20 protein-coding genes are annotated in these 21,219 nt (G+C 66.4%); 4 read left to right on the top strand and 16 right to left on the bottom strand.

The window, feature by feature from the left end; genetic code table 11:
* Window positions 1-136: 136 nt before the first annotated feature.
* The 12 genes from AC1DZY_RS23215 to mutM form a co-directional block, all read right to left on the bottom strand.
* Entirely contained in the window at window positions 137-424 is a 288-nt protein-coding gene (locus tag AC1DZY_RS23215) for an Rdx family protein (RefSeq protein WP_476822527.1), read from the bottom strand.
* 70 nt (window positions 425-494) lie between these two features.
* Entirely contained in the window at window positions 495-2,327 is a 1,833-nt protein-coding gene (recQ, locus tag AC1DZY_RS23210; protein WP_476822526.1) for a DNA helicase RecQ, read from the bottom strand.
* Between the two features lie 38 nt (window positions 2,328-2,365).
* The gene (locus tag AC1DZY_RS23205) at window positions 2,366-2,719 is read right to left on the bottom strand and encodes a hypothetical protein (RefSeq protein ID WP_476822525.1); all 354 of its coding nucleotides are present in this window, start codon (window positions 2,717-2,719) and stop codon (window positions 2,366-2,368) included.
* Between the two features lie 4 nt (window positions 2,720-2,723).
* Entirely contained in the window at window positions 2,724-4,049 is a 1,326-nt protein-coding gene (locus AC1DZY_RS23200) for a methyl-accepting chemotaxis protein (protein ID WP_476822524.1), read from the bottom strand.
* Between the two features lie 60 nt (window positions 4,050-4,109).
* On the bottom strand, window positions 4,110-5,237 hold the full coding sequence (gene recF / locus AC1DZY_RS23195) for a DNA replication/repair protein RecF (RefSeq protein WP_476822523.1): 1,128 nt from the start codon (window positions 5,235-5,237) through the stop codon (window positions 4,110-4,112).
* Window positions 5,238-5,251: 14 nt separating this feature from the next.
* Window positions 5,252-6,367, bottom strand: a complete 1,116-nt coding sequence (dnaN, locus tag AC1DZY_RS23190; protein WP_476822522.1) for a DNA polymerase III subunit beta — start codon at window positions 6,365-6,367, stop codon at window positions 5,252-5,254.
* A 160-nt stretch (window positions 6,368-6,527) separates the two neighbouring features.
* Window positions 6,528-7,970 carry a chromosomal replication initiator protein DnaA gene (dnaA, locus tag AC1DZY_RS23185; RefSeq protein WP_476822521.1) on the bottom strand — a complete coding sequence of 481 codons (1,443 nt, stop codon included), beginning with the start codon at window positions 7,968-7,970 and terminating at the stop codon, window positions 6,528-6,530.
* Window positions 7,971-8,861: 891 nt separating this feature from the next.
* Window positions 8,862-9,128, bottom strand: coding sequence for a 30S ribosomal protein S20 (rpsT, locus tag AC1DZY_RS23180; protein WP_476822520.1), 267 nt, complete (start codon window positions 9,126-9,128; stop codon window positions 8,862-8,864).
* Window positions 9,129-9,310: 182 nt separating this feature from the next.
* The gene (locus AC1DZY_RS23175) at window positions 9,311-10,312 is read right to left on the bottom strand and encodes a threo-3-hydroxy-L-aspartate ammonia-lyase (protein ID WP_476822519.1); all 1,002 of its coding nucleotides are present in this window, start codon (window positions 10,310-10,312) and stop codon (window positions 9,311-9,313) included.
* Window positions 10,313-10,458: 146 nt separating this feature from the next.
* Window positions 10,459-11,232: an enoyl-CoA hydratase gene (locus AC1DZY_RS23170; RefSeq protein WP_476822518.1), complete on the bottom strand. Its 774-nt coding sequence runs from the start codon at window positions 11,230-11,232 to the stop codon at window positions 10,459-10,461.
* 117 nt (window positions 11,233-11,349) lie between these two features.
* The gene (locus AC1DZY_RS23165; protein WP_476822517.1) at window positions 11,350-12,330 is read right to left on the bottom strand and encodes a hypothetical protein; all 981 of its coding nucleotides are present in this window, start codon (window positions 12,328-12,330) and stop codon (window positions 11,350-11,352) included.
* Window positions 12,331-12,515: 185 nt separating this feature from the next.
* Window positions 12,516-13,406: a bifunctional DNA-formamidopyrimidine glycosylase/DNA-(apurinic or apyrimidinic site) lyase gene (gene mutM / locus AC1DZY_RS23160; protein WP_476822516.1), complete on the bottom strand. Its 891-nt coding sequence runs from the start codon at window positions 13,404-13,406 to the stop codon at window positions 12,516-12,518.
* 97 nt (window positions 13,407-13,503) lie between these two features.
* Between mutM and ubiE the strand changes: the two genes are divergently transcribed.
* Both ubiE and ubiB read left to right on the top strand, forming a co-directional pair.
* Window positions 13,504-14,265: a bifunctional demethylmenaquinone methyltransferase/2-methoxy-6-polyprenyl-1,4-benzoquinol methylase UbiE gene (gene ubiE / locus AC1DZY_RS23155; RefSeq protein ID WP_476822515.1), complete on the top strand. Its 762-nt coding sequence runs from the start codon at window positions 13,504-13,506 to the stop codon at window positions 14,263-14,265.
* Window positions 14,266-14,281: 16 nt separating this feature from the next.
* Window positions 14,282-15,838, top strand: coding sequence for a 2-polyprenylphenol 6-hydroxylase (gene ubiB / locus AC1DZY_RS23150; RefSeq protein WP_476822514.1), 1,557 nt, complete (start codon window positions 14,282-14,284; stop codon window positions 15,836-15,838).
* Between the two features lie 166 nt (window positions 15,839-16,004).
* Here the strand turns inward: ubiB and AC1DZY_RS23145 are convergent, their stop codons facing one another.
* Genes AC1DZY_RS23145 through AC1DZY_RS23130 form a run of 4 tightly spaced genes read right to left on the bottom strand, consistent with a single transcriptional unit; the run spans window position 16,005 to window position 17,906 of the window.
* A complete protein-coding gene (locus AC1DZY_RS23145; RefSeq protein WP_476822513.1) occupies window positions 16,005-16,421 on the bottom strand; it encodes a VOC family protein in 417 nt (138 codons plus the stop codon).
* Between the two features lie 40 nt (window positions 16,422-16,461).
* Complete coding sequence (locus AC1DZY_RS23140; protein WP_476822512.1) at window positions 16,462-16,944, bottom strand: DUF1579 domain-containing protein; 483 nt, start codon at window positions 16,942-16,944, stop codon at window positions 16,462-16,464.
* Window positions 16,945-16,986: 42 nt separating this feature from the next.
* Complete coding sequence (locus tag AC1DZY_RS23135) at window positions 16,987-17,532, bottom strand: SRPBCC family protein (RefSeq protein ID WP_476822511.1); 546 nt, start codon at window positions 17,530-17,532, stop codon at window positions 16,987-16,989.
* A gap of 26 nt (window positions 17,533-17,558) precedes the next feature.
* Window positions 17,559-17,906 carry an ArsR/SmtB family transcription factor gene (locus tag AC1DZY_RS23130; RefSeq protein ID WP_476822510.1) on the bottom strand — a complete coding sequence of 116 codons (348 nt, stop codon included), beginning with the start codon at window positions 17,904-17,906 and terminating at the stop codon, window positions 17,559-17,561.
* A 192-nt stretch (window positions 17,907-18,098) separates the two neighbouring features.
* On the opposite strand from AC1DZY_RS23130, the gene AC1DZY_RS23125 reads away from it, so the two are divergent.
* Together AC1DZY_RS23125 and miaB are read left to right on the top strand one after the other, a co-directional pair.
* Entirely contained in the window at window positions 18,099-19,565 is a 1,467-nt protein-coding gene (locus tag AC1DZY_RS23125) for an AMP nucleosidase (protein ID WP_476822509.1), read from the top strand.
* A gap of 142 nt (window positions 19,566-19,707) precedes the next feature.
* Entirely contained in the window at window positions 19,708-21,072 is a 1,365-nt protein-coding gene (gene miaB / locus AC1DZY_RS23120; protein ID WP_476822508.1) for a tRNA (N6-isopentenyl adenosine(37)-C2)-methylthiotransferase MiaB, read from the top strand.
* The last annotated feature ends 147 nt before the right edge of the window (window positions 21,073-21,219 follow it).

The raw sequence follows: 21,219 nt of genomic DNA, 5'->3' as shown, positions 1-21,219 counted from the left end.
GGCCGGCGCCGATGCGCCTGCGATCGTCTTGATTCGTATCACGAATATAGGGGTTCACCGTGGCTTTTTCACGCGTGTACGCGTGCGTGCGCGAGAGGCGGTTTTCAGCGCGGATGGCGACGGCGTTCGTTCAGGGTCAGGAGCGATCGATATGGCCGAGGTCGCGGGTGGGATCGAGCCTGTCCCGGATGCGCTGCTTCAGCACCTTGGCCTCGGGGAAGCCGCCGTCGACCGTGCGATCCCAGATGGTCTCGCCGTCATAGGCGATCCTGAAAACGCCGCCCGTGCCAGGCTGCAGCGCGACCTCGCCGAGGCCGGTCGAGAAGGTCGACAACACCTCCTGCGCCAGCCAGGCCGAGCGCAGCAACCACTGGCACTGTGTGCAATAGACGATGGTGATGCGCGGCGGCGGGGTCTCGCTCATCGGCGGTTTGTGCCGCAGGGACGCAGCCGCGGCAAGACCGGCAGCATCGCTGAGCCCGAAAGCGCAGGCCTTATCCTTGAAAGCCGGCGATGGCGTCGACGAAAGCCTCGCCATATTGCGCGAGCTTGCGCTCGCCGACGCCTTCGATCGCACGCATCCGGTCGAGGCTCGCAGGCTGCTCCCTGGCCATCGCGATCAGCGTGCGGTCGGTAAAGATGATGTAGGCGGCGACGCCCTCCTCGCGGGCGATCGAGAGACGCAGCTGCCGCAAATGCTCGAACAGCGCCGCAATGCCTTCGTCGAGCCCATCGGCCCGTGCAGCGGCGCGCTCGGCGGGGCTGCGCCGGGCGGGAAGCGCATCCTGCCGCAGCGCGATCGTCTCGCGCCCGAACAGGATGTCCTCGCCCCTTTCGGTCATGCGAAAGCCGCCATGCTCGGTGCTGGCTTCCGCGAGCGCTCCCGCCGCGAAAAGCTTGCGCGTCAGCGCGGTCCAGGCGCTCTTGGCCTTGTCCTTGCCGACGCCGAAGGTCTTAAGCCCATCATGGTTCTGGCGGCGAATCGTGTCGGTCAGGGTGCCGGTGAGGATGTCGGCGAGGTGGGCCGCGCCGAAACGCTGGCCCGAGCGCACTACCGCCGAGAGCAGCTTGCGCGCGTCGAGCGTGGCGTCGGTCAGCGTGGCGTCGCCGCCGCAAAGATCGCAGCGGATAGGCGCGTTGGCATGTTTGCAGCTCTGGGTCTGCTCGCCGAAATAAGAGAGCAGCGCGCTCCTGCGACAGAGCGCGGATTCGCACAGGTCGACCATGGCGTTGAGCCGCTTGTGCTCGATGCGCCGGCGCTCGTCGTCGACGGCCTTTTCGTCGATCTGGCGGCGGCGCAGCGCCATGTCCTCGGTGCCGTAGAGGGTCAGCGTATCGGCGGGCAGGCCGTCGCGCCCGGCGCGGCCGATCTCCTGATAATAGCTCTCGATCGAGCCAGGCATGTCGGCATGCACGACGAAGCGGACATCGGGCTTGTTGATGCCCATGCCGAAGGCGATCGTGGCGCAGACGACGACGCCGTCCTCCTGCAGGAAGACGTCCTGATTGCGGTTGCGCACGCCCTGCTCCAGCCCGGCGTGGTAGGGCAGCGCGTTGTAGCCCTTTTCGCTCAGGCTGCCGGCAAGCCGCTCGGTGCGGCCGCGCGAGGAACAGTAGACGATGCCGCTGCCGCCGCGATGCCGCTTGAGGAAATCGGCGATCTGGCGGCTCGGCTGGTCCTTGGGCGCGAAGGCGAGCTTGAGATTGGGCCGGTCGAAGGAATGCACCACCAGATGCGGCGGCTTCGGGAAAAGCTGCTGGGCGATGTCGTCTCGGGTCTGCCGGTCGGCGGTCGCGGTCAGGGCCGTGACCGGCACGCCTCCGAGCGCCTCGCGCACCTTGGCGAGCAGGCGGTATTCGGGCCGGAAGTCGTGGCCCCATTGCGAGACGCAATGGGCCTCGTCGATGGCGAGCCGGGTGACTCCGAGACGGCGCAGGCGCGAGACCAGCCCCTCGCCCGCCAGCCGCTCGGGCGACACGAAAAGCAGGCGCAACTCGCCGGCATTGAGCCTGTCCCAGGCCTCGGTGGCCTCGGCTTCCGTATTCATCGAATTGAGCGAGGCCGCGGCGACGCCGGCCCGCACCAGCTGCCCGACCTGATCGCGCATCAATGCGATCAGCGGCGAGACCACCAGCGTCAGCCCGCCCGCGACCAGCGCCGGGAGCTGGTAGCACATCGATTTGCCGGAGCCCGTCGGCATCACGGCAAAGACGTCCTGTCCGCCGAGCGCGGCCTCGATCACCTCCCATTGGCCGGGGCGGAAATCATCATAGCCGAAGACGGATTTGAGGATCGCGCGGGCGTCTGATTCGCGAGATTGCGGCATGGGGAGGGTGTGCCCGACCCTGGCCGAAATGGCCAGTCTCAGGCCAGCGCCGCCAACAGGTGAAGCACCGCGGCCAACGCAAAAGCCGCCGTGATCACCTTCGAGACGAACGGCCTGAAGTCGAACAGGACGAATTGCAGAACAAGTCGCAGCAGCCAGAACGCGGCGCCGATGGCCGGCAGCAGAGTGGGCGCTTGACCTTGCGCGCCCTGCCAGAGCACCGCCCCGCCATAAGCCGCGAAGACGAAGGTCAGCATGATGTTCAGCGTCTGCGTGATCGCGGCGTTGTGTCCGCCAGAAGGCGCAAGCCGGCCGGGCCAGTCCAGCAGCCGCCAAAAGGTTGCGTGAAACAGGGCGAAGCCGAGATCGATCAGCCCGGCTGCGAGCAGCATCGGCTCAGCCGGTCTGCCGGATGACGGCGCGGTGACGCTCGGCGCGAGCGTTGGAAACCTCGCCGAGAAAATCCCCGATGGCGCGTTCGAGCGATTTCGACATCATGGATGTCGCCCTGACGCGGTCGTCCATCTGCTCGGCGAGTTCGGCCGCTTCGCCCGCGATCCCCTCGACCAGGGCAGCGTGATGGGCGATCGCGTCGACACCGGAGGACGACGCTTCGGCGCGTTCGGCGATGGCGTGGATGCGCCCGGCCTGCTCGGCAACGGAATCGGCGACGATGCGGGCGCTGGCCTGCATCGCCTGCATGCTCTGGCTAAGCTCGCGCACGGCGTCCTCGATCGCCTCGCCGGCGCTGACGACCTCCGCGATGCCCTGTCGGATGGTCTCGGTGGCGCTGTTGGTCGCGGTCGCCAGCGATTTGACTTCGGCTGCGACGACGGCAAAGCCGCGCCCGGCCTCTCCGGCGCGGGCGGCCTCGATGGTGGCGTTCAACGCCAGCAGATTGGTCTGCGAGGCAAGGTTGCGGATCAGTTCGACGACGCTGCCGATGCGCTCATTGGCCTGCCGGAGCGTCGAGACGTTGTCGGCGATGCCGCGGCATTCGGCGCTGGCTTCGTCGGTGGCGCGGCTCGATGTCGCCGTTTCCTGCATGATGCGCTCGCTGGAAGCGCCGAAATTGCGCGTCGCGGCAACGATCTCCGCGACCGAGGCCGAGACCTGCTCTGGCCGGCGCGTCGTGCCGGCCACCGCCATCAGCGTCGCACCGGCCTTGGCCGAGAGGCGCTCCGAACAGCCGGCGACCTCGCCCATGCTGGTCTCGATCGCGGAAATCCGCTCGCCGATGCCATTGCGGAAGGCATTCTCGATACCGTTCAGGCGCTCACCCATCTCGGTCTCGATGGCGTCATCGAAGCAGGCCAGCGAGAACGAGACATCGGTCAGCATCAGCGTGAAGAACACGCGGAGCGCGGGCGCGACCGGCCCCCAGCGCCGTTTCCATTTCGCGACGATGACCGCCGAAAAATTGGCGAAATCCTCCTGGAAGAACTGCGGATAGTCGGCGAGCGCGATCTTGCGGCCGTTGGCACGGGTGACGATGCGCTTCTTGGCCGCGACATACTCGTCGTCGAGTTGGAGGCGGAAGAGCCGACGGTATTTCAGAGCCTCGTCCTGATAGGTCGCCTGCTGCCGGATATGCTGCTCGGCGCCAAACGTCTTCAGGTAGAGCGCGCGAACCGAGGCATCGAAATGCGGCTCGAGAATCGTCAGGAGACGAGCTGCGATCGCGGCTTCGGCGGCCGTGAAGATGGGTAGCGACGGTTGCATCGGCGCCATTCTCGTCAAAAATGGTTAACCATCCTTGACGCAAACCCGTGATGCGGGCGCTCAATCCAGCGCGACGACGCAGCCTGCACCGACCATGAAACGCTGCGACCCCCCTGGCAGGGTCGCAAACAGCGCCGGATCGGCGCCGGTCATCCAGACCTGGCAGCCGAGCGCAAGCAGGGCTTCATAGAGCGCGTCGCGGCGACGCGGATCGAGATGGGCGGCGATCTCGTCGAGCAGCACGAGGGGGCTAAGACCGCTCATGCCGGCGACCAGCCTGGCATGGGCGAGCACGAGGCCGATCAGCAGCGCCTTCTGTTCGCCGGTCGAGCCGAGTTCGGCGGGAATGTCCTTCTGGGCATGACGGACCTCCAGATCCGACGCCTGCGGTCCGGCCAGAGTGCGGCCAGCGGCGCGGTCGCGCGCCCGGCCCTGGCGCAGCAAAGCACGGTAGGCGTCCTCGGCGTCGAGCGCCGCGCCTTGCGCCACGAGCGTGTCGATTTCACCCGACAGCGCGACCGACGCATGGGGAAAGGGCGAGGCCTCGTCGCGGGTCTCGGCGATGATGGCCTGAAGGCGCGCCACCGTCTCGGCCCGGGCGGCGGCGACCGCGACCCCGAGCTCGGCGATCTCGCGCTCGATGGCGTCGAGCCACTGACCCTGATGGGGTGTCTCCTCGAGAATGCGGTTGCGCGAGCGCAGCGCGCGCTCCAGTGCGTTCGAGCGCGTCGCATGGACGGGATCGACCGCCAGCACCAGCCGGTCGAGAAAGCGCCGCCGCTCGCCGGCCGAGCCCCGAAACAGCCCGTCCGAATCCGGTGTGAGCCAGACCAGGCGCAGATATTCACTAAACGCCAGCGCCGAACCGGCCTGGACGCCGTCGATCCGGGCGAGCCTCGCCCGCCTGCCCTCGCCATCGCGCTCAGCCAACCCCATGCCGAGCCGGGCGCCGTCCCCGGCAAGCGCGATCGAAGCGGCAAACGAGCCGGGGCCGGCCGTGCGGGCCATGTCGGGCAGGTCGGCGCGGCGCAGGCCGCGGCCAGGCGCAAACAGCGAGAGCGCTTCGAGGATATTGGTCTTGCCGGCGCCGTTTTCGCCGACGAGCGCAATGATCTGGCCCTCGACCGGGAGATCGAGAGCCTCATAGGAGCGGAAGTCCTGCAGGATCAGGCGCGCGACCGCGGCCACGGCAAAGCTGCCGCCTAGACGCGCATCGGCATCAGCACATAGAGCGCCGAGGCCCCCTCGCGATCCTGGATCACGGTCGGCGAGCCGGGGTCGGCAAGCTTGAGCAGTGCGGTGTCGCCATCGAGCTGGGCTGCGATATCCATCAGATAGCGCGCATTGAAGCCGATATCGAGCGGGCTTGCATCGTAATCGACCTCGATCTCCTCGGTCGCCGAACCGGAATCGGGGTTGGTGACGGAGAGCGTCATCCGACCATCGGCCATGGAAAGCTTCACGGCGCGGCCGCGCTCCGACGAGATCGTCGAGACGCGGTCGACCGAAGCCGCGAAATCGCCCTTGTCCACGGTCAGGCGCTTGTCGTTGCCGCTGGGAATGACGCGCTGATAATCGGGGAAGGTGCCGTCGATCAGCTTGGAGGTCAGCACCACGGCCTGAGCGGAGACGCGGATCTTGGTCGCGGAAAGTTCGATCGCGACCTCGCTGTCGCCATCCTCGAGCAGCTTCTGGATTTCGGCGACGGCTTTGCGCGGCACGATGACGCCGGGCATGCCGAGAGCGCCGGCAGGCGCGGCCGTATCGACCCGGGCGAGGCGATGGCCGTCGGTCGCGACAGCGCGCAGGAGGCCGCGGCCCTCGAATTCGAGCGCGTGCAGGTAGATGCCGTTGAGATAATAGCGCGTCTCTTCCGTCGAGATCGCAAACTGGGTCTTGTCGATCAGGCGCTTGAACTCGCCGGCGGCGAGCTTGAAGCTGTGCGCCATTTCACCCGCCGTGATGTCGGGGAAATCGCTTTCGGGCAGGGTCTGGAGCTGGAAGCGCGAGCGGCCCGAGCGCAGGGTCAGGCCGGTCTCGCCGGTCGTCTCGAGCGAAACCTGCGCGCCGTCGGGCAGTTTGCGCACGATATCGTAGAAGGTATGGGCCGGGACGGTGGTTGCGCCGGGCTCGGCGACATCAGCTGCAATCGTCTCGACGACCTCGATGTCGAGGTCGGTCGCCTTCAGCTTCAGCCCGGATTCGGCTGCGCTCAGCAGGAGATTGGACAGGATCGGGATGGTGTTGCGGCGCTCCACCACGCGATGCACGTGGCCCAGCGACTTCAGCAGGGTAGAGCGTTCGACCGTAACCTTCATCGTCGTCAAGTCTTCTGGCGTGATTGCGCCCGGCTTTGGCTGCGCAGGCGGCGGAATGGCCCGCGACATTGCCGGAGGCCGACTGATGGCGCAAGGGCGCTTGCGCCCGTCAACCACAGCCAAAGCAGCGCCGGCCGATTGTGGCCGGCGCTGCGGCAGATCATTCCTGCAGCATGCGCTTGAGCAGGTCGACCTCGTCATGGAGCGAGCGGTCCTCGGTGATCTGCTTCTCGATCTTGCGGACCGCGTGCAGCACCGTGGTGTGGTCGCGCCCGCCGAAGCGCCGGCCGATCTCGGGCAGGGAGCGCGGTGTCAGCGCCTTCGACAGATACATCGCGATCTGGCGCGGCTTGACCACGGCCGCCGTGCGCCGCTCGGAGAGGATGTCGGCCCGGCTGACATTGTAGCGGGTCGCGACCAGCTTCTGAATGTCCTCGATCTTGACGCGGCGCGGCTCGCGGGTGCGGACGAGATCGCGGATCGCGGCTTCGGCCGTTTCCAGCGTCACGGGCTGGCCCGACAGCGTCGCATGCGCCAGCAGGCGGTTGGCCGCGCCATCAAGATCGCGGCCATTGGTCGCCACGACGCGGGCGACATAGGACACGACATCCGGGTTGACGTGGAAATTCGGATGGGCGGCGTGGAGCGCATCGAGCCGGCCGGTCAGGATCTTGCCGCGCAGGGTCTCGTCGAGATCGCCGACCTCGACGACGAGCCCGCCGCCGAGCCGCGAGCGGATGCGCTCGTCGAGCGCCTCCAGATCATTGGCGAGCCTGTCGCCGGCGACGACGATCTGCTTGCCGGCGTCGATCAACGCGTTGATGGTGTGGCCGAATTCCTGCTGGATCGACTTGCCTTGGATGAACTGGACGTCGTCGACCACGAGAAGGTCGATACCACGCAGCTTCTCCTTGAAGGCGAGCGCGGTCTGCGATTTCAGCGCCGCGACGAAACCGTACATGAAGCGGTCGGCAGTGAAATAGGCGACGCGCTTGCCCTGGCTGCGCGCCTCCTGGGCAATCGCCTGCAGGAGATGCGTCTTGCCGAGGCCGACGCCGGCATGAAGATAAAGCGGATTATAGGGCGTCTGGCCGACGGGGGCCGCCGCAATCCGCTCGGCCGCGGCGAAGGCGAGCTGGTTCGATTTGCCGACGATGAAGCTCGTGAAGGTCATGCGCCGGTCGAGCATGGTGCCGCAGGCGTCGACGAGATCGCGTTCGCAAGGAGCAGCCGCCGCCTCACCGGGCCGGGGCTGTGCAAGCGTCACGGCCGAGGGCGCGGCGGACGGCTTGCCGCGCGGGGCGAGCGTCTCGCGAACCACGCTGACGGCGGCGCTGTCGCGGGAGACCTGGCGCACGGAAAGCACGACGCCGTTGTCGGCGCCGAGTTCGGCCTGGCAGTTGACCTGAAGCCGCTCGGCGTAATGCGCCTCGAGCCAGCTCTTCAGGAAACGCGTGGGCACGGTCAGATAGACCACGCCGTCGACGAGCGAGGCCATCTCGACGCGGGCGAACCAGCTCGAGAACACGTCCTCGCCGAGTTCCGCCCGCAAACGGCGGCGCACCCGGTCCCACGCCTCGGTCAACGAGCCTTGCGTGGGCATGACAGCCTTCTCCGCGCCAGTTCTCTCCATCATCGTCGCCGCGATCAAAGGCAGGGGCGCAACCCCGACCTCGCTCGCGTCCAACATCTCCCGCCGCTCAAACATTCGTCTGCCCCATCTTCAATAAAATTGGTCGCAAGGCGTCACGCCGCCGCAATGCGGCAGCAGCGCCCGGCGCTGGTGTCCGGTCGATAACTCAGGGTTCCGGCGGACGCCTCAGCCCGCAGGACTCCTGCCCCGATGTCTGTCGATTACGCTCAGAATGGCTCGCCGCAGGACGAAGCCGCACTTCATCTCTAAAGCAGCAAGATAAAGAGCCGCATCCTCCAACCCCCCGGTCGCGAGCTAAAACGCCGATCATCTTTGGAAATCCCCGGCGGTCATTGCTGCCCGACCGGCGATAAAAAGACCTTACAGGGCGCTCTCGAACGGGAGCAATATCCCCTTCAGCCGGCTTCCGAGAGTCGGCCCTAAAAGGCGGCTCGCTGACCTACCGGAAAGAGGCTCGCAATGGCTTGTGGAGATTAAGATTTTCTTCACCACGACCGCTTGCGGCAGGTTGCGAATCTTTTTTTTCCGGAGCGCCCCAGAGCGCGCCGTCGCCTCGGGAGATTCTCGGGAGCCAAATCCTTTGCCCGCTAAAGTCATGAAAAATATCAGCTTTATTTGCGCGGTCGAAAGTCCCGAACGGAACGATTCCCGGCCCTGAACGACGACCCAGAGTCAAGCGCGCAAAGCCGTGGAAAGATTGCGAAATCGCTTGAAGCGAGCGATTTTTTCGTCATTGCCGGGACTGTGTTGCGGCCGCAACAGTCACAGCTCCGGACATGAAAAAACCCGGCCGCGAGGCCGGGTTTTTGGTCAGCAAAACCGCTCTGCGGAATGCTGCGATCAGGAGGCCAGAGCGCCGACCCGGTGAGCCAGACGCGAAACCTTGCGCGAGGCGGTATTCTTGTGAACGACGCCCTTCTGGGCGGCTCGCATGATCTCGGGCTGGGCGGCCTTGAGGGCTTCGGCAGCGGCGCTCTTGTCGCCGGAGGCCAGCGCCTCCTCGACCTTGCGCAGGTAGGTGCGCATGCGTGAGCGGCGCGCCTTGTTGACTTCGGTGCGGCGCACGATCTTTCGCGTGGCCTTCTTGGCCGAGGTCGTATTGGCCATGGGTCGTCCTCATTATCATCGCGACCGTTCGCCTTAAGGCTTTTCGCCTGGCGGGGCCGGATCGCGACCTTGATTGAAAATGTGCCGGCGCCGACCAATGCTTGCGCAGGCCTTCGCGAGAGGCTGGCGTATAGTCGCTTGGGCGGGCGGCGTCAACGCTGGATTGACGCCGCCCGCGGCTTTCATGCAGCCGGGGCGACGAAACGCGCAAAGCTCGTCAGATCGACATTGCCGCCGCTGATGATGACGCCGACCCGACGCCCTGCAACCGGCACCGCGCCGGTGAAGGCCGCAGCCGCCGCCAGGCAGCCGGTCGGCTCGACCACGAGCTTCATGCGCTCGGCGAAGAAGCGCATGGCGTCGATCAGGGCCGCGTCGCTGACGGTGACGATGTCCTCGACCAGATCCTGGATGATCGGGAAGGTGTATTCGCCGAGGAAGGGCGTCTGCGCGCCGTCGGCGATGGTCTTGGGCACGGCGATCTTGACGATCTTGCCGGTGCGGAACGATTGCTGGCCGTCATTGCCGGCCTCGGGCTCGACGCCATAGACCTTGCAGGCCGGGTTGAGCGCCTTGGCCGCCAGCGCGGCGCCAGCCAGCAGGCCACCACCGCCGAGGCAGACCAGCAGAATGTCGAGCGGGCCGGCATCCTCGATCAGCTCCTTGGTCGCCGTGCCCTGGCCAGCGATGACGTCGGGGTGGTCGTAGGGCGGGATCAGCGACAGGCCGCGCTCGGCGGCAAGCTTTGCGCCGATCTCGAGGCGGTCCTGGGTGTAGCGGTCATAGAGCACGATCTCGCCGCCATAGCCCTTGGTCGCCGCCATCTTCGCGGCGGGCGCATCTTCCGGCATGATGATCGTCGTGGGCACGCCCAGCAGCTGTCCCGACAGCGCGATCGCCTGGGCATGGTTGCCCGAGGAGAAGGTCAGCACGCCCGCCTTCTTCTGCGCCGGCGACAGCGCCGAGATGGCATTATAGCCGCCGCGGAACTTGAACGCGCCCATGCGCTGCAGGTTCTCGGCCTTGAAGACGAGGCTTGCGCCGGCGCGCTCGTCGGCCGTGCGCGAGGTCAGGGCCGGCGTGCGATGCGCGACGCCGGCGATGCGGCCGGCGGCGGTTTCGACATCGGCATAGGTCGGCAGGATGAAGCCGGTTGGACTCTCGATGCGGGCGGCGGCGGTCATGAGGGCTGATCCTGATCTGCTTTGGCTTTCACCGCATCGTGTCAGGAGAAGGCGTGCCGCTTCAAGTCAAAGAACGTCACGCCGGCCATGCGTGGCGTTGATCGGTCCTGGCGTCATGCCCGGACCTGACCCGAGCATGACGCCCGTCACCGATTTTGGAAGTCCGGCTTCCGCTTCTCGATGAAGGCGGCCATGCCTTCCTTCTGATCCTGCGTGGCGAAGAGCGAGGAGAAGATCCGGCGCTCGAAGCGCAGGCCCTCGTTCAGCGTGACCTCGAAGGCCCGGTTGACCGCCTCCTTGGTCATCACCGCCGATGGCAGGGATTTCGAGGCGATCGTGTCGGCGGCCTTCATCGTCTCGGTCATCAGCTCCGCCAGCGGCACGATGCGGGCGACAAGCCCGGCGCGCTCGGCCTCGACGACGTCCATCATCCGGCCGGTCAGGCACATGTCCATGGCCTTGGCCTTGCCGACCGCCTTGGTCAGGCGCTGCGTGCCGCCAGCGCCAGGAATGACGCCGAGATTGATCTCGGGCTGGCCGAACCGCGCATTGTCGGCGGCGATGATGAAGTCGCACATCATCGCGAGCTCGCAGCCGCCGCCGAGCGCAAAGCCCGCCACCGCCGCGATGATCGGCTTGCGGCGCTGGCCGATGCGGTCCCAATCGGCAAACTTGTCGTCGAGATAGGTCTCGGGGAAGGTGCGCGCCAGCATGTCCTTGATATCGGCGCCGGCGGCGAAGGCCTTTTCCGAGCCGGTGATCACCATGCAGCCGATCGCGGCATCCTTCTCGAAGCCGTCGATCGCCGCGTTGACCTCGCCGATGAGCTGGCCGTTCAGCGCATTCAGCGCCTGGGGCCGATTCAGCGTGATGACGCCGACCTTGCCCTTCGTCTCGACGAGAATGGTCTCATAAGCCATGGCTGCCTCCAAGGTGATCCTGCGGAGGCAGCTTTAGCGGGGCGAGACGAGGCGGTCCATGCGCACGCTCGCACGGCGCTCTGGGCGGTGGCGGTCCGCATGACACGCCCCGCGCGCTCAGGGGCGAGGCGGCGGGGCAGGCTTTGCCCAGCCGAGCGCGACCATGCGGCCGATCAGGCCGGGAGGGGCCTGGCGCGGGTCGCGAATGGTCTGAAGCTTGGTCTTGAGCTGGACAATGCCCTGATCCATGCCGGTGGCGAGCCGCTGGCCGGCATTCTTCGGCAGCCGGTTGGTCGCGGCGAACAGGAGCTTGCGGTTGCGCGGGCCCAGCATAGTCTCGATGTCGGCTGCGACCTCGTCGCAGAAGCGCTGGCGCCAGCCGCGCTGATCGTCCTTGAGGCGATATCCGGACCATTCGCGCGGCGGCTGCCCCGCCTTGTCGAGGGAGCGGAACTCGGCCGCGCCGGCATAGGCGTCCATGCCGACCGGCCGCAAAACGTTGTTCTGCAGGCAGAGGCCGACATTTCCAGGGTTTGTCAGGCGGTTCAGGCCGGCGTTGACGACCGGCTGGTTGCTGAAATCGAACCGGTCGTCATTGCCGTTGAAGGCGTCGACCGCCAGGATCTGACCAAGTTTCTCGAGCCCGCCGATCGCGGTCAATGCCGCCGCGATGGCCCTGACTCCACTCTTGTTGCCCTGCTCGCGCGCCTTGGCGGCAGCGCCTTCCAGATTGATCAAACCTTCGAAGAAGGCGGTCTTAACCCAGCTCACGCCGCCGACGACCTTCAGATCCCGCTCGAACGTCAAAATATCGGGCGATACGGAGCCGCCAGGAAGCAACCCGTCACTCTTTTCGCCGTCGATGAAGCTTGAAATTTCCCTGAGTTCGGCGGGCGTCAATTGCCGCGTCGCCATGGTGGGGTCGATCGCCTTCATGTTGCGCAGCGCGTGGGCCATGTTGCGCGGATCGTTCGCCATGGTGGTGTTGTCGCGCTTGACCACGATCTTTTCGACGGCGCCGACCAGAAGATAGACGGGCCGATGCGGATCGAGCTTCGTCGCGGCGAATATGTCATCGGCTACGATCAGGCCGTTCACGTTCAAGCTCATTGTCCAGCAGCCCTTTTCCAGTCGCGCGGTGATTAATGCGCGTCGCGGTTCGGGAAGCAAACGGCAAAATCCGTGCGAGCGCTGTATCGCGGGGAACAACCGCGCGCCCGGCCTGGGCGATCACTTGACGTGTCTGTCGTTCGCGCCGTCCCGGACCTGGCGTGACGTCGTCGTTACCGTCTGGGTTGGCAGCTTTCGCAGAGGAAGGTCGAGCGACCCGACTGCACCAGCCGGCTGACGCTGGTTGCGCAGCCCGGCGTCACGCAGGGATCGCCCTCGCGGTCGTAGACGCGGAAGCGATGCTGGAAGTAGCCGAGCGAGCCGTCCGTCTGGGCGAAGTCGCGCAGGGTCGATCCGCCGGCGGCGACCGCCTCCTCCAGCACGTCGCGGATGATCTGCGCAAGCTTGTGCGCCGCCTCGCGCGGACGGCCGGTCGCGGTGGCGATCGAGCCGGCTTCGGCCTCCGGATGCAGGCCAGCCCGGAACAGGGCCTCGCAGACATAGATGTTGCCCAGGCCCGCCACGAGCCGCTGGTCGAGCAGGGCTGCCTTCAGCGGCGCGAACTTGCCGGCGAAGAGTTTCGCGATTGTCTCGCCCGAGAGTTCGTTGCCGAGCGGCTCGATGCCCATTCCGGCGAAGTGTTTCGATGTCGCGAGACCGGCGCGCGGGACGAGGTCCATGAAGCCGAAGCGCCGGACGTCGTTATAGGTGATGCGCGCGCCGCTCCCGAGATGGAAGACGACATGGTCGTGCTGCAGATGCCGGCCGATCTCGTTGTAATAGGCGCCGGGCTCTGTCGGCGGCGTGCCGGGCGCCTCCACGACAAAACGGCCGCTCATGCCCAGATGCATGATCAGCGCCTCGCCATCGTCGAGATCCGCGATCAGGTATTTGGCGCGGCGCGACAGGCTCGTCACCGTCCGGCCAGTCAGCCGCTCGGCGAAGCGCGCCGGCAACGGAAAGCGCAGATCGGGCCGGTTCTGCTCGACGCGGGCGAAAGCCTGGCCGAGCATGGCGGGCTCCAGACCCCTGCGGACGGTCTCGACTTCGGGAAGTTCGGGCATTCCAGGACACTCTTAAAGCATGCGTCGAGACGGGCCGCGACAAGCCGCGCTGGTTTGGCTATGCATCGCCTGACCAAAGCACAAGAGCAGCCCAGCCGTGACAGCAGCTTCCGATACGACCCATTTCGGCTACGAGACCGTGCCGCTCGCCGAGAAGCAGGGCAAGGTCGACGATGTCTTCCACAAGGTCGCCGGGCGCTACGACCTGATGAACGACCTGATGTCCATGGGCCTGCACCGGCTCTGGAAGGATGCGCTGATCACGACGCTGAAACCGGCAAAGGATCGACCGTTCCGCCATCTCGACGTGGCCGGGGGTACCGGCGACGTCGCGTTTGCGGTGCTCGGCAATGGCGGCCCGCAGACCGACGTCACTGTGCTCGACATCAACGCGGAGATGCTGAGCGTGGGACGCGAGCGCGCGCAGAAGCGTTTTCCAGAGGACGATCGCATCCACTTCGTGCAGGGCAATGCCGAGGAACTCGGCCTGCCCGACAACCATTTCGACGCCTATACGATCGCGTTCGGCATCCGCAACGTGCCGCGCATCGACAAGGCGCTGGCGGAAGCCTTTCGCGTGCTGAAGCGCGGCGGGCGGTTTCTCTGCCTCGAATTCAGCCATGTCGACGTGCCGCTACTCGACAAGGTCTATGAAGCCTATTCCTTCAACGTCATCCCGCCGATGGGGCGGATGGTGACCGGCGAGGCCGAACCTTACCAGTATCTTGTCGAGTCGATCCGGAAATTCCCCAGGCCGCAGGCCTTCGCCGGAATGATCGAGGATGCGGGTTTCCGGCGGGCGAAGTTCACCGCCATGACCGGCGGAGTCGTGGCGCTGCATTCCGGCTGGAAGCTGTGAGGCGGCACTTCGCGTCATGATCTCCGCTCTCGCCCATCTCGCCCGCTCGGCGCGCGTCGGCTTCGTGCTGGCGCGCGAGGGCGCGCTGGCGCTGGTCGATCCTTCCGTTCTGCCGCCACTGGCGCGGGCCGCGATCCGGCTCGGGCGCCTGATCGAGCGGCCGGGCGCGGGCTCCTCGGCGACGCGGCTTGCGAAAGCGCTGACGCGGCTCGGCCCGTCCTATGTCAAGTTCGGCCAGTTCCTGGCGACCCGGCCCGATGTCGTCGGCATGAGGATCGCTGCGGATCTGTCGGCTCTTCAGGACCGGATGGATCCGTTCCCGATGGCTCAGGCGCGGGCCATCATCGAGGCCGCGCATGGCCGGCCGGTCGAGGCGGTCTTCGCCGAGTTCGGGCCGCCGGTCGCCGCGGCGTCGATCGCGCAGGTGCATCGCGCGCGGCTGCATGACGGCTCGGAGGTCGCCGTCAAGGTGCTCAGACCCGGCATTCGCGACCGCTTCCATCGCGATCTCGGCGCGATGCGCTTCGGGGCGGAATTCGCCGAGGCGCGCTCCCCAGAGGCGCGCCGCCTGCGCTTCTCCGGCATCGTCGAGACGCTGGCGCGTTCGGTGACGATGGAGATGGATTTGCGGCTGGAGGCCGCCGCGCTCTCCGAATTCGCCGAGAACACCAAGGACGACGCCGATTTCCGCGTGCCGGAGCCCGACTGGCAGCTGACCGCCCGCGAGATGCTGGTCGACGAATGGATCGACGGCGTGCGCCTCTCCGACATCGAGGGCCTGCGCGCCGCTGGCCACGACCTGCCGACGCTCGGCCGCACCGTGATCCAGTCCTTCCTGAAACATGCGATCCGCGACGGCTTCTTTCATGCCGACATGCATCCCGGAAACCTGTTCGTCGATCGCCAGGGCCGGCTCGTCGCCGTCGATGGCGGCATCATGGGCCGGCTCGGGCTGAAGGAGCGGCGCTTTCTCGCCGAGATCCTGCTCGGCTTCATCACCCGGGACTATACGCGCGTCGCGGAAGTCCATTTCGAGGCCGGCTATGTGCCCGCCCATCACGCGGTCGCGGATTTCGCCCAGGCGATCCGCGCCGTCGGCGAGCCGATCCACGACAAGAGCGCCGACCAGATCTCGATGGCGAAGGTGCTGACCCTGCTGTTCGAGATCACCGGCCTGTTCGACATGGCGACGCGCACCGAACTCGTGATGCTGCAGAAGACCATGGTCGTGGTGGAAGGCGTGGCGCGCACGCTCGACCCGCAGCTGGACATGTGGACGACGGCCGAGCCCGTGGTGCGCGACTGGATCACCCGCAATCTCGGTCCGCTCGGCAAGATCGCCGATGCCGGGCGCGGGCTGAACTCGCTGGCGTTCAGCCTGGCGGCGCTGCCGGAAACCGTGGGCCGGGCCGAGCGCGTGCTCGGACAACTGGAGCAGGCCTCGCGCCACGGCTTTGCGCTGGACGAGGCCTCGATCGCGGAGATCGGCCGGGCGGAAGCGCAACGCAACCGCTGGGGCACTTACGCGCTGTGGGTGATCGCGGCGCTGCTCGCCTGGGCAGTGCTGGGGTAACACAACCGTCGATATCAACGCGCCGTCATTCCGGGCGCAGCGAAGCGGAGACCCTGAATCCATCATCAAGCGCGACAGTGCCCTATGATGGATTCCGGCACTCCGTTTCGCTACGGCCAGGATGACGGAGTGTTTCCGAGAACAATCACAGGAACCGGCACTCTTATCAGGCCTGCGCCGGCTCGCTGGAGATCATCCAATGCGTGCCGAAACGGTCCTGCAGCATGCCGAAGCGCGGGGCCCAGAAGGTCTGCTCCAGCGGCATCTTGATGCGCGCACCGTCCGACAACGCCTTGAAGATGCGCTCGGCCTCGGCATCCTCCTTCACAGTGACGCTGACGGAAACGCTCTGCATCGGCCCCTCGCTGCGCTGGGGCGGGGCGTCGGAGGCCATCAGCATCTGGCCGCCGAGATCGAGGCAGGCATGCATGATCTTGGGGAGCCAGTCGGGCGAGACATGGCCCTCGGCCGGCGTGCCCTGATGGCTCATCATGGCCAGAATCTTGCCGCCGAAGACGGTCTCATAAACCTTGAAGGCCTCTTCGCAATTCCCGGCGAAAAACAGATAGGGCGCGATTTTCATGGGTCGTTTCCTTGTCGTCTCTATGGGGAAGCGCGCAAGCTCAGCCCACGCGGCGGTAATGGGCGGTCATGAACTCCGTCCAGCCGCCACGGCCGTCGGGTGTATGCGACGACAGGATGCGGTGATCGGGCGTGACGATCGTCATCACGTCGCGATAGGGCGAGATTGCGCCGTCGCCGGCCATGCTCGGGCCCTGCGTGTCGAGCGCCAGCGTCTTGCCGTCGGCTTCCAGCGAGCCTTCATAATGCCAGATCATGGACATGATCGAGGCGACGAAGGTTCCGACGAAACGACCCTTGGCCGGATCGAAGCCCAGCGTCATCACCGTGGTGCAGGGCGTCCCGCCCGGCGTTTCGCCCGTACCGTCCCCGACCGTCCAGACACCGCCGAGCGAGCGCACGCTTTCCGTGCCCTTTGTGGTCGAGAGCGGCTGGCCCGGCCCCATCTGGCAGGTCATCTCGCTTTCCCACTCGCCCACCATCTGCTGGAGCCAGTCATGTTCCTTCTGCGGCTTGGCAAACATCGGCGTCTCCTTGAATCCACTGGGATTGTGGTTCGGCAGGCGTCAGGCCGGGCGCTCGGCCGCAGCCTTCATAGCAGCGAGTCCCGCTTCGAAATCGCCACCGACCATCCTGTCCATGTTCATGAAGACATGGATGATCTTGGCGAAGAACGGCGTCGGCCCGGTCATCGTCCAGATGACATTGGTCGTCTGGCCTTGCGGCTGGAGCGCGAAGACGACGTCGTTGTGAGCCTCGAAAGGCGTGATGAAATCGAGCTTGAGCCCGACTTTTGCCGGCGCTGTCGCTTCGACGATCTCCATGCTGCCGCGACCGACATTCTTGTCGCCGTCCCAGGCATAGCGCGAGCCGACGCCGCTCTCTGACCCGCTGAAGCCGCGCTTCATGGCCGGGTCCTTCTTTTCCCAGGGCGACCAGGCCTTCCACGCCCTGAGATCGGCGATCAGCGGGTAGACCTTCTCGGGTGGGGCGTTGATCGCCACCGAACGCTGGACCTGGAAGCTGTCGGGCTTCATCGCGGCCAGGATCAGCACCACGGCGATGCCGACGACGAGTACGGCGAGGAGACTGACGAGAACGGTCTTGAGCATGATGAGCCTCTTTGGGAGCGGTTTTGTCAGCGTGATGGATTTTCAGGGGGCGCGGCCTTGATCAGCGCCAGCACATCCTCGAGCCGGCCGAGGCTCTGGTCCCAGAACCGGCTGTAGTGCTCGAGCCATTCCGAGACCTCGCGCAGCGGGCCGGGATCGAGCCGGCAGGGCCGCCATTGCGCCTCGCGGCTTCGGCTGATCAGCCCCGCACGCTCGAGCACCTTCAGGTGCTTGGAGACGGCCGGCAGACTCATGGCGAAGGGGCCAGCGAGTTCCTTGACCGAGCTCTCGCCCTGCGACAGCCGCGCCAGGATCGCCCGACGCGTCGGGTCGGCAAGCGCCGAAAGCGTCTGGCTAAGAGGGTCGGCCGCCATCTGAAAAACCGTTCGGTTAATTAACTGATTGGTTTCGTAAATGCTCGCGCCGCGCCTGTCAACCGGACTGTTATCGTCACGACGGACGCCAGGCCGCTAGGCCTCTCGATGAGCGGCGCCTGCAAAAACCGGTTCCCACTTTCTCGCGCCATGCTCTAGAAGCTCAGCCGAACGAGAGGACGCGTTCGCCCGATGAGCTTCCAGACCGCCGCCACGCCCGAGGCCGCCATCGACCGGCTGGATGGCCTCTATGCGCAGGCGAAAGCGGCCCTGCGCGGCGATCTGCAGCGCTTCTTCGACACCGGCGCGCCACCGAACGCCGACGAGCGCGCGCGCTATCGCTACCCGCTGCTGCGCATAACCTACGAGCCCTCGAAGCTGCCGGCGGCGACGCGGCGCGGCTATGCGAAATTCGCAGCACCTGGCGTCTACTCGACGACGGTGACGCAGCCGGGTGAGTTCCGCGACTATCTGCTCGACCAGTTGAGACCTCTCGTCGCGGAGTATGGCGCGACGCTCGAAACCGGCGTCAGCGATCAGGAAATCCCCTACCCCTACGCGCTTGACGGAGGTGACGAACTCGGACGCGGCAAGGTCACCGCCGCCGAACTTGCCCGGTATTTTCCGACGCCGCTGCTCTCGCTCGTCGGCGACGAGATCGCCGACGGCACCTTCGACATCGTCGAGGGGCAGCCGCGCCCGCTCGCATTGTTCGACGCGGTCCGGGTCGATTATTCGCTGCGGCGGCTGGTGCATTACACCGGCACCGACTGGCGCGCCGTGCAGCCCTGGGTGCTGCTGACCAATTATCACCGCTATGTCGACCAGTTCGTGCGGCTCGCGCTGGCGGAGATCGAGGCCGGCACGGCCGAGGCGCTGGTGACGCCGGGCGGCGTCAGGATCGACCGCGCCGGCATCGACGTCAGCGCCGCCGAACGGGTGATGGCCGCGCCCTGGCACCGCTTCCAGATGCCGGCCTATCACCTGATCCGGGCCAAGGGCCAGGGAAGCGGTGAAGGCGTGACGCTGGTCAATATCGGCGTCGGCCCCTCCAACGCGAAAAACATCACCGACCATCTGGCGGTGCTCAGGCCCAATTGCTGGCTCATGGTCGGCCATTGCGGCGGCCTGCGTCAGACGCAGATCATCGGCGACTACGTGCTCGCCCATGCCTATCTCCGGCAGGACGGCATCCTCGACGAACTGGTCCCGCCCGATATCCCTATCCCGGCGCTGGCGGAGGTGCAGGTCGCGCTGCAGGAGGCTGCCGCCGAGGTCACCGGCGAGACGGGCGACAAGCTGAAGAACCGGCTGCGCACCGGCACGGTCGTGACGCAGGACGACCGCAACTGGGAACTGCGCTGGACCAAGGAGCGCAAGCGGATCAACCTGTCGCGCGCCATCGCGGTCGACATGGAATCGGGCACGATCGCGGCGCAGGGGTATCGACTGCGCGTGCCCTACGGCACACTGCTCTGCGTCTCCGACAAGCCGCTGCATGGCGAGATCAAGCTGCCGGGCGCCGCCAACGCCTTCTACGAGCGAGCCGTCAGCGAGCATCTCAGGATCGGGCTGGCGGCGCTGGAGAAGCTGAAGGAAGCCGGCTCGACGATTCATTCGCGCAAGCTCAGGAGCTTCGACGAGCCGCCGTTCCGGTAAGCGACCATCGTGATCTCAGCCGTTCCCGGCCTGCCACGCTTCTGGCTCGGTTGTTGCTAGGTCGCTTCACGAAGGGACGCGGTCATTTCCTCCCGCCGCGAACCGGAGTAAGGAGACGGATTGGAGACCTCGATCGCCTGCGATGAAGACAGTCCACATCAAGTCCTTCGGCTGCCAGATGAACGTCTATGACGGGCAGCGCATGGCCGATATCCTGAGCGAACAAGGCTATGCCGAGACGGCCAGCCCCGAGGGCGCCGACCTGATCCTGCTCAATACCTGCCATATCCGCGACCGCGCGGTGCAGAAGGTCTATACCGAGCTCGGCAAATTGCGCGAGCTGAAGACCGCGCAGAAGGCCAATGGCCAGTATACGAAGATCGTCGTGGCCGGTTGCGTCGCGCAGGCCGAAGGCGCGGAAATCCAGCGCCGGCAGCCGGCGGTCGATCTCGTCGTCGGCCCTCAGGCCTATCACCGCCTGCCGGAGCTTCTGGCGCAGACAGGACGGGTCGTCGATACCGACCTGCCGGCCGACGACAAATTCGGCTACCTGCCCGCGCCCAAACCTGCGGCCATCGTGGCGCGCGGCATCTCGGCCTTCGTCACCGTGCAGGAGGGCTGCGACAAGTTCTGCGCCTTCTGCGTCGTGCCCTATACGCGCGGCGCGGAATTCTCGCGGCCGGTCGCGCAGGTTCTGGCCGAGATCGAGCGGCTGGCAGCCTCGGGCGTGCAGGACGTCACGCTGATCGGCCAGAACGTCAACGCCTATCATGGCGAGGGGCCAGATGGCGCGGTCTGGGGGCTGGCGCGGCTGATGCGCCGTGTCGCCGGGATCCCCGGCATCACCCGCATCCGCTACACCACCAGCCATCCGCGCGACATGGATGACGATCTGATCGCCGCCCATCGTGACTTGCCCGCGCTGATGCCATTCCTGCATCTGCCGGTGCAGGCGGGATCGGACCGCATGCTGGCGGCGATGAACCGCAAGCACACCGCCGACGAGTACCGCCGCCTGATCGACAGGATTCGCGCCGTCCGGCCCGACATCGCGCTGTCGTCGGATTTCATCGTCGGCTTTCCCGGCGAGAGCGACGCCGACTTCGAGGCGACGCTGGCGCTCGTCGACGAGATCGGCTTCGCCTCGAGCTATTCCTTCAAATATTCGTCCCGCCCGGGCACGCCCGCCGCCGACCTGCGTGAACAGGTGGCGCCGGACCTGATGCATGAGCGCCTGCTGCGCCTGCAGGAGCGCATCGAGCATCATCGCCAGGCCTTCAACCACGCCATGGTCGGGCGCACCGTCGAGGTGCTGCTGGAACGCGCCGGCCGCCATCCCGGACAGCTTGCGGGAAAGTCGCCCTACCTTCAGGCTGTGCAGATCGACAGCCAGGCGAATCAGATCGGCGACAGGGTGCAGGTGGTGATCGAGCGAGCGGGGTCGAACTCGCTGTTCGGACGATTGGCCGGGCCGGGCGACGCAGCCTCGAAGGAGCTTGCCGCTTGAGCGCCCTCCGTTACGCTCCCATTTCAGGCTGCGAAGGGCAATCTGTCATCATCGTGAAATCGTTGCATCCGGTTATATCGCTCCACGACCCTATTTCGCGACCATGCCTTTGGACTGCCGGGACGGCGCTTCCGCCGGGCCGGATGA

The organism is Allobosea sp. P2_A10 (genome assembly GCF_056405115.1).
Note: the sequence above shows the minus strand (reverse complement) of the source record. Positions and strands in the feature narration are given on the sequence as shown.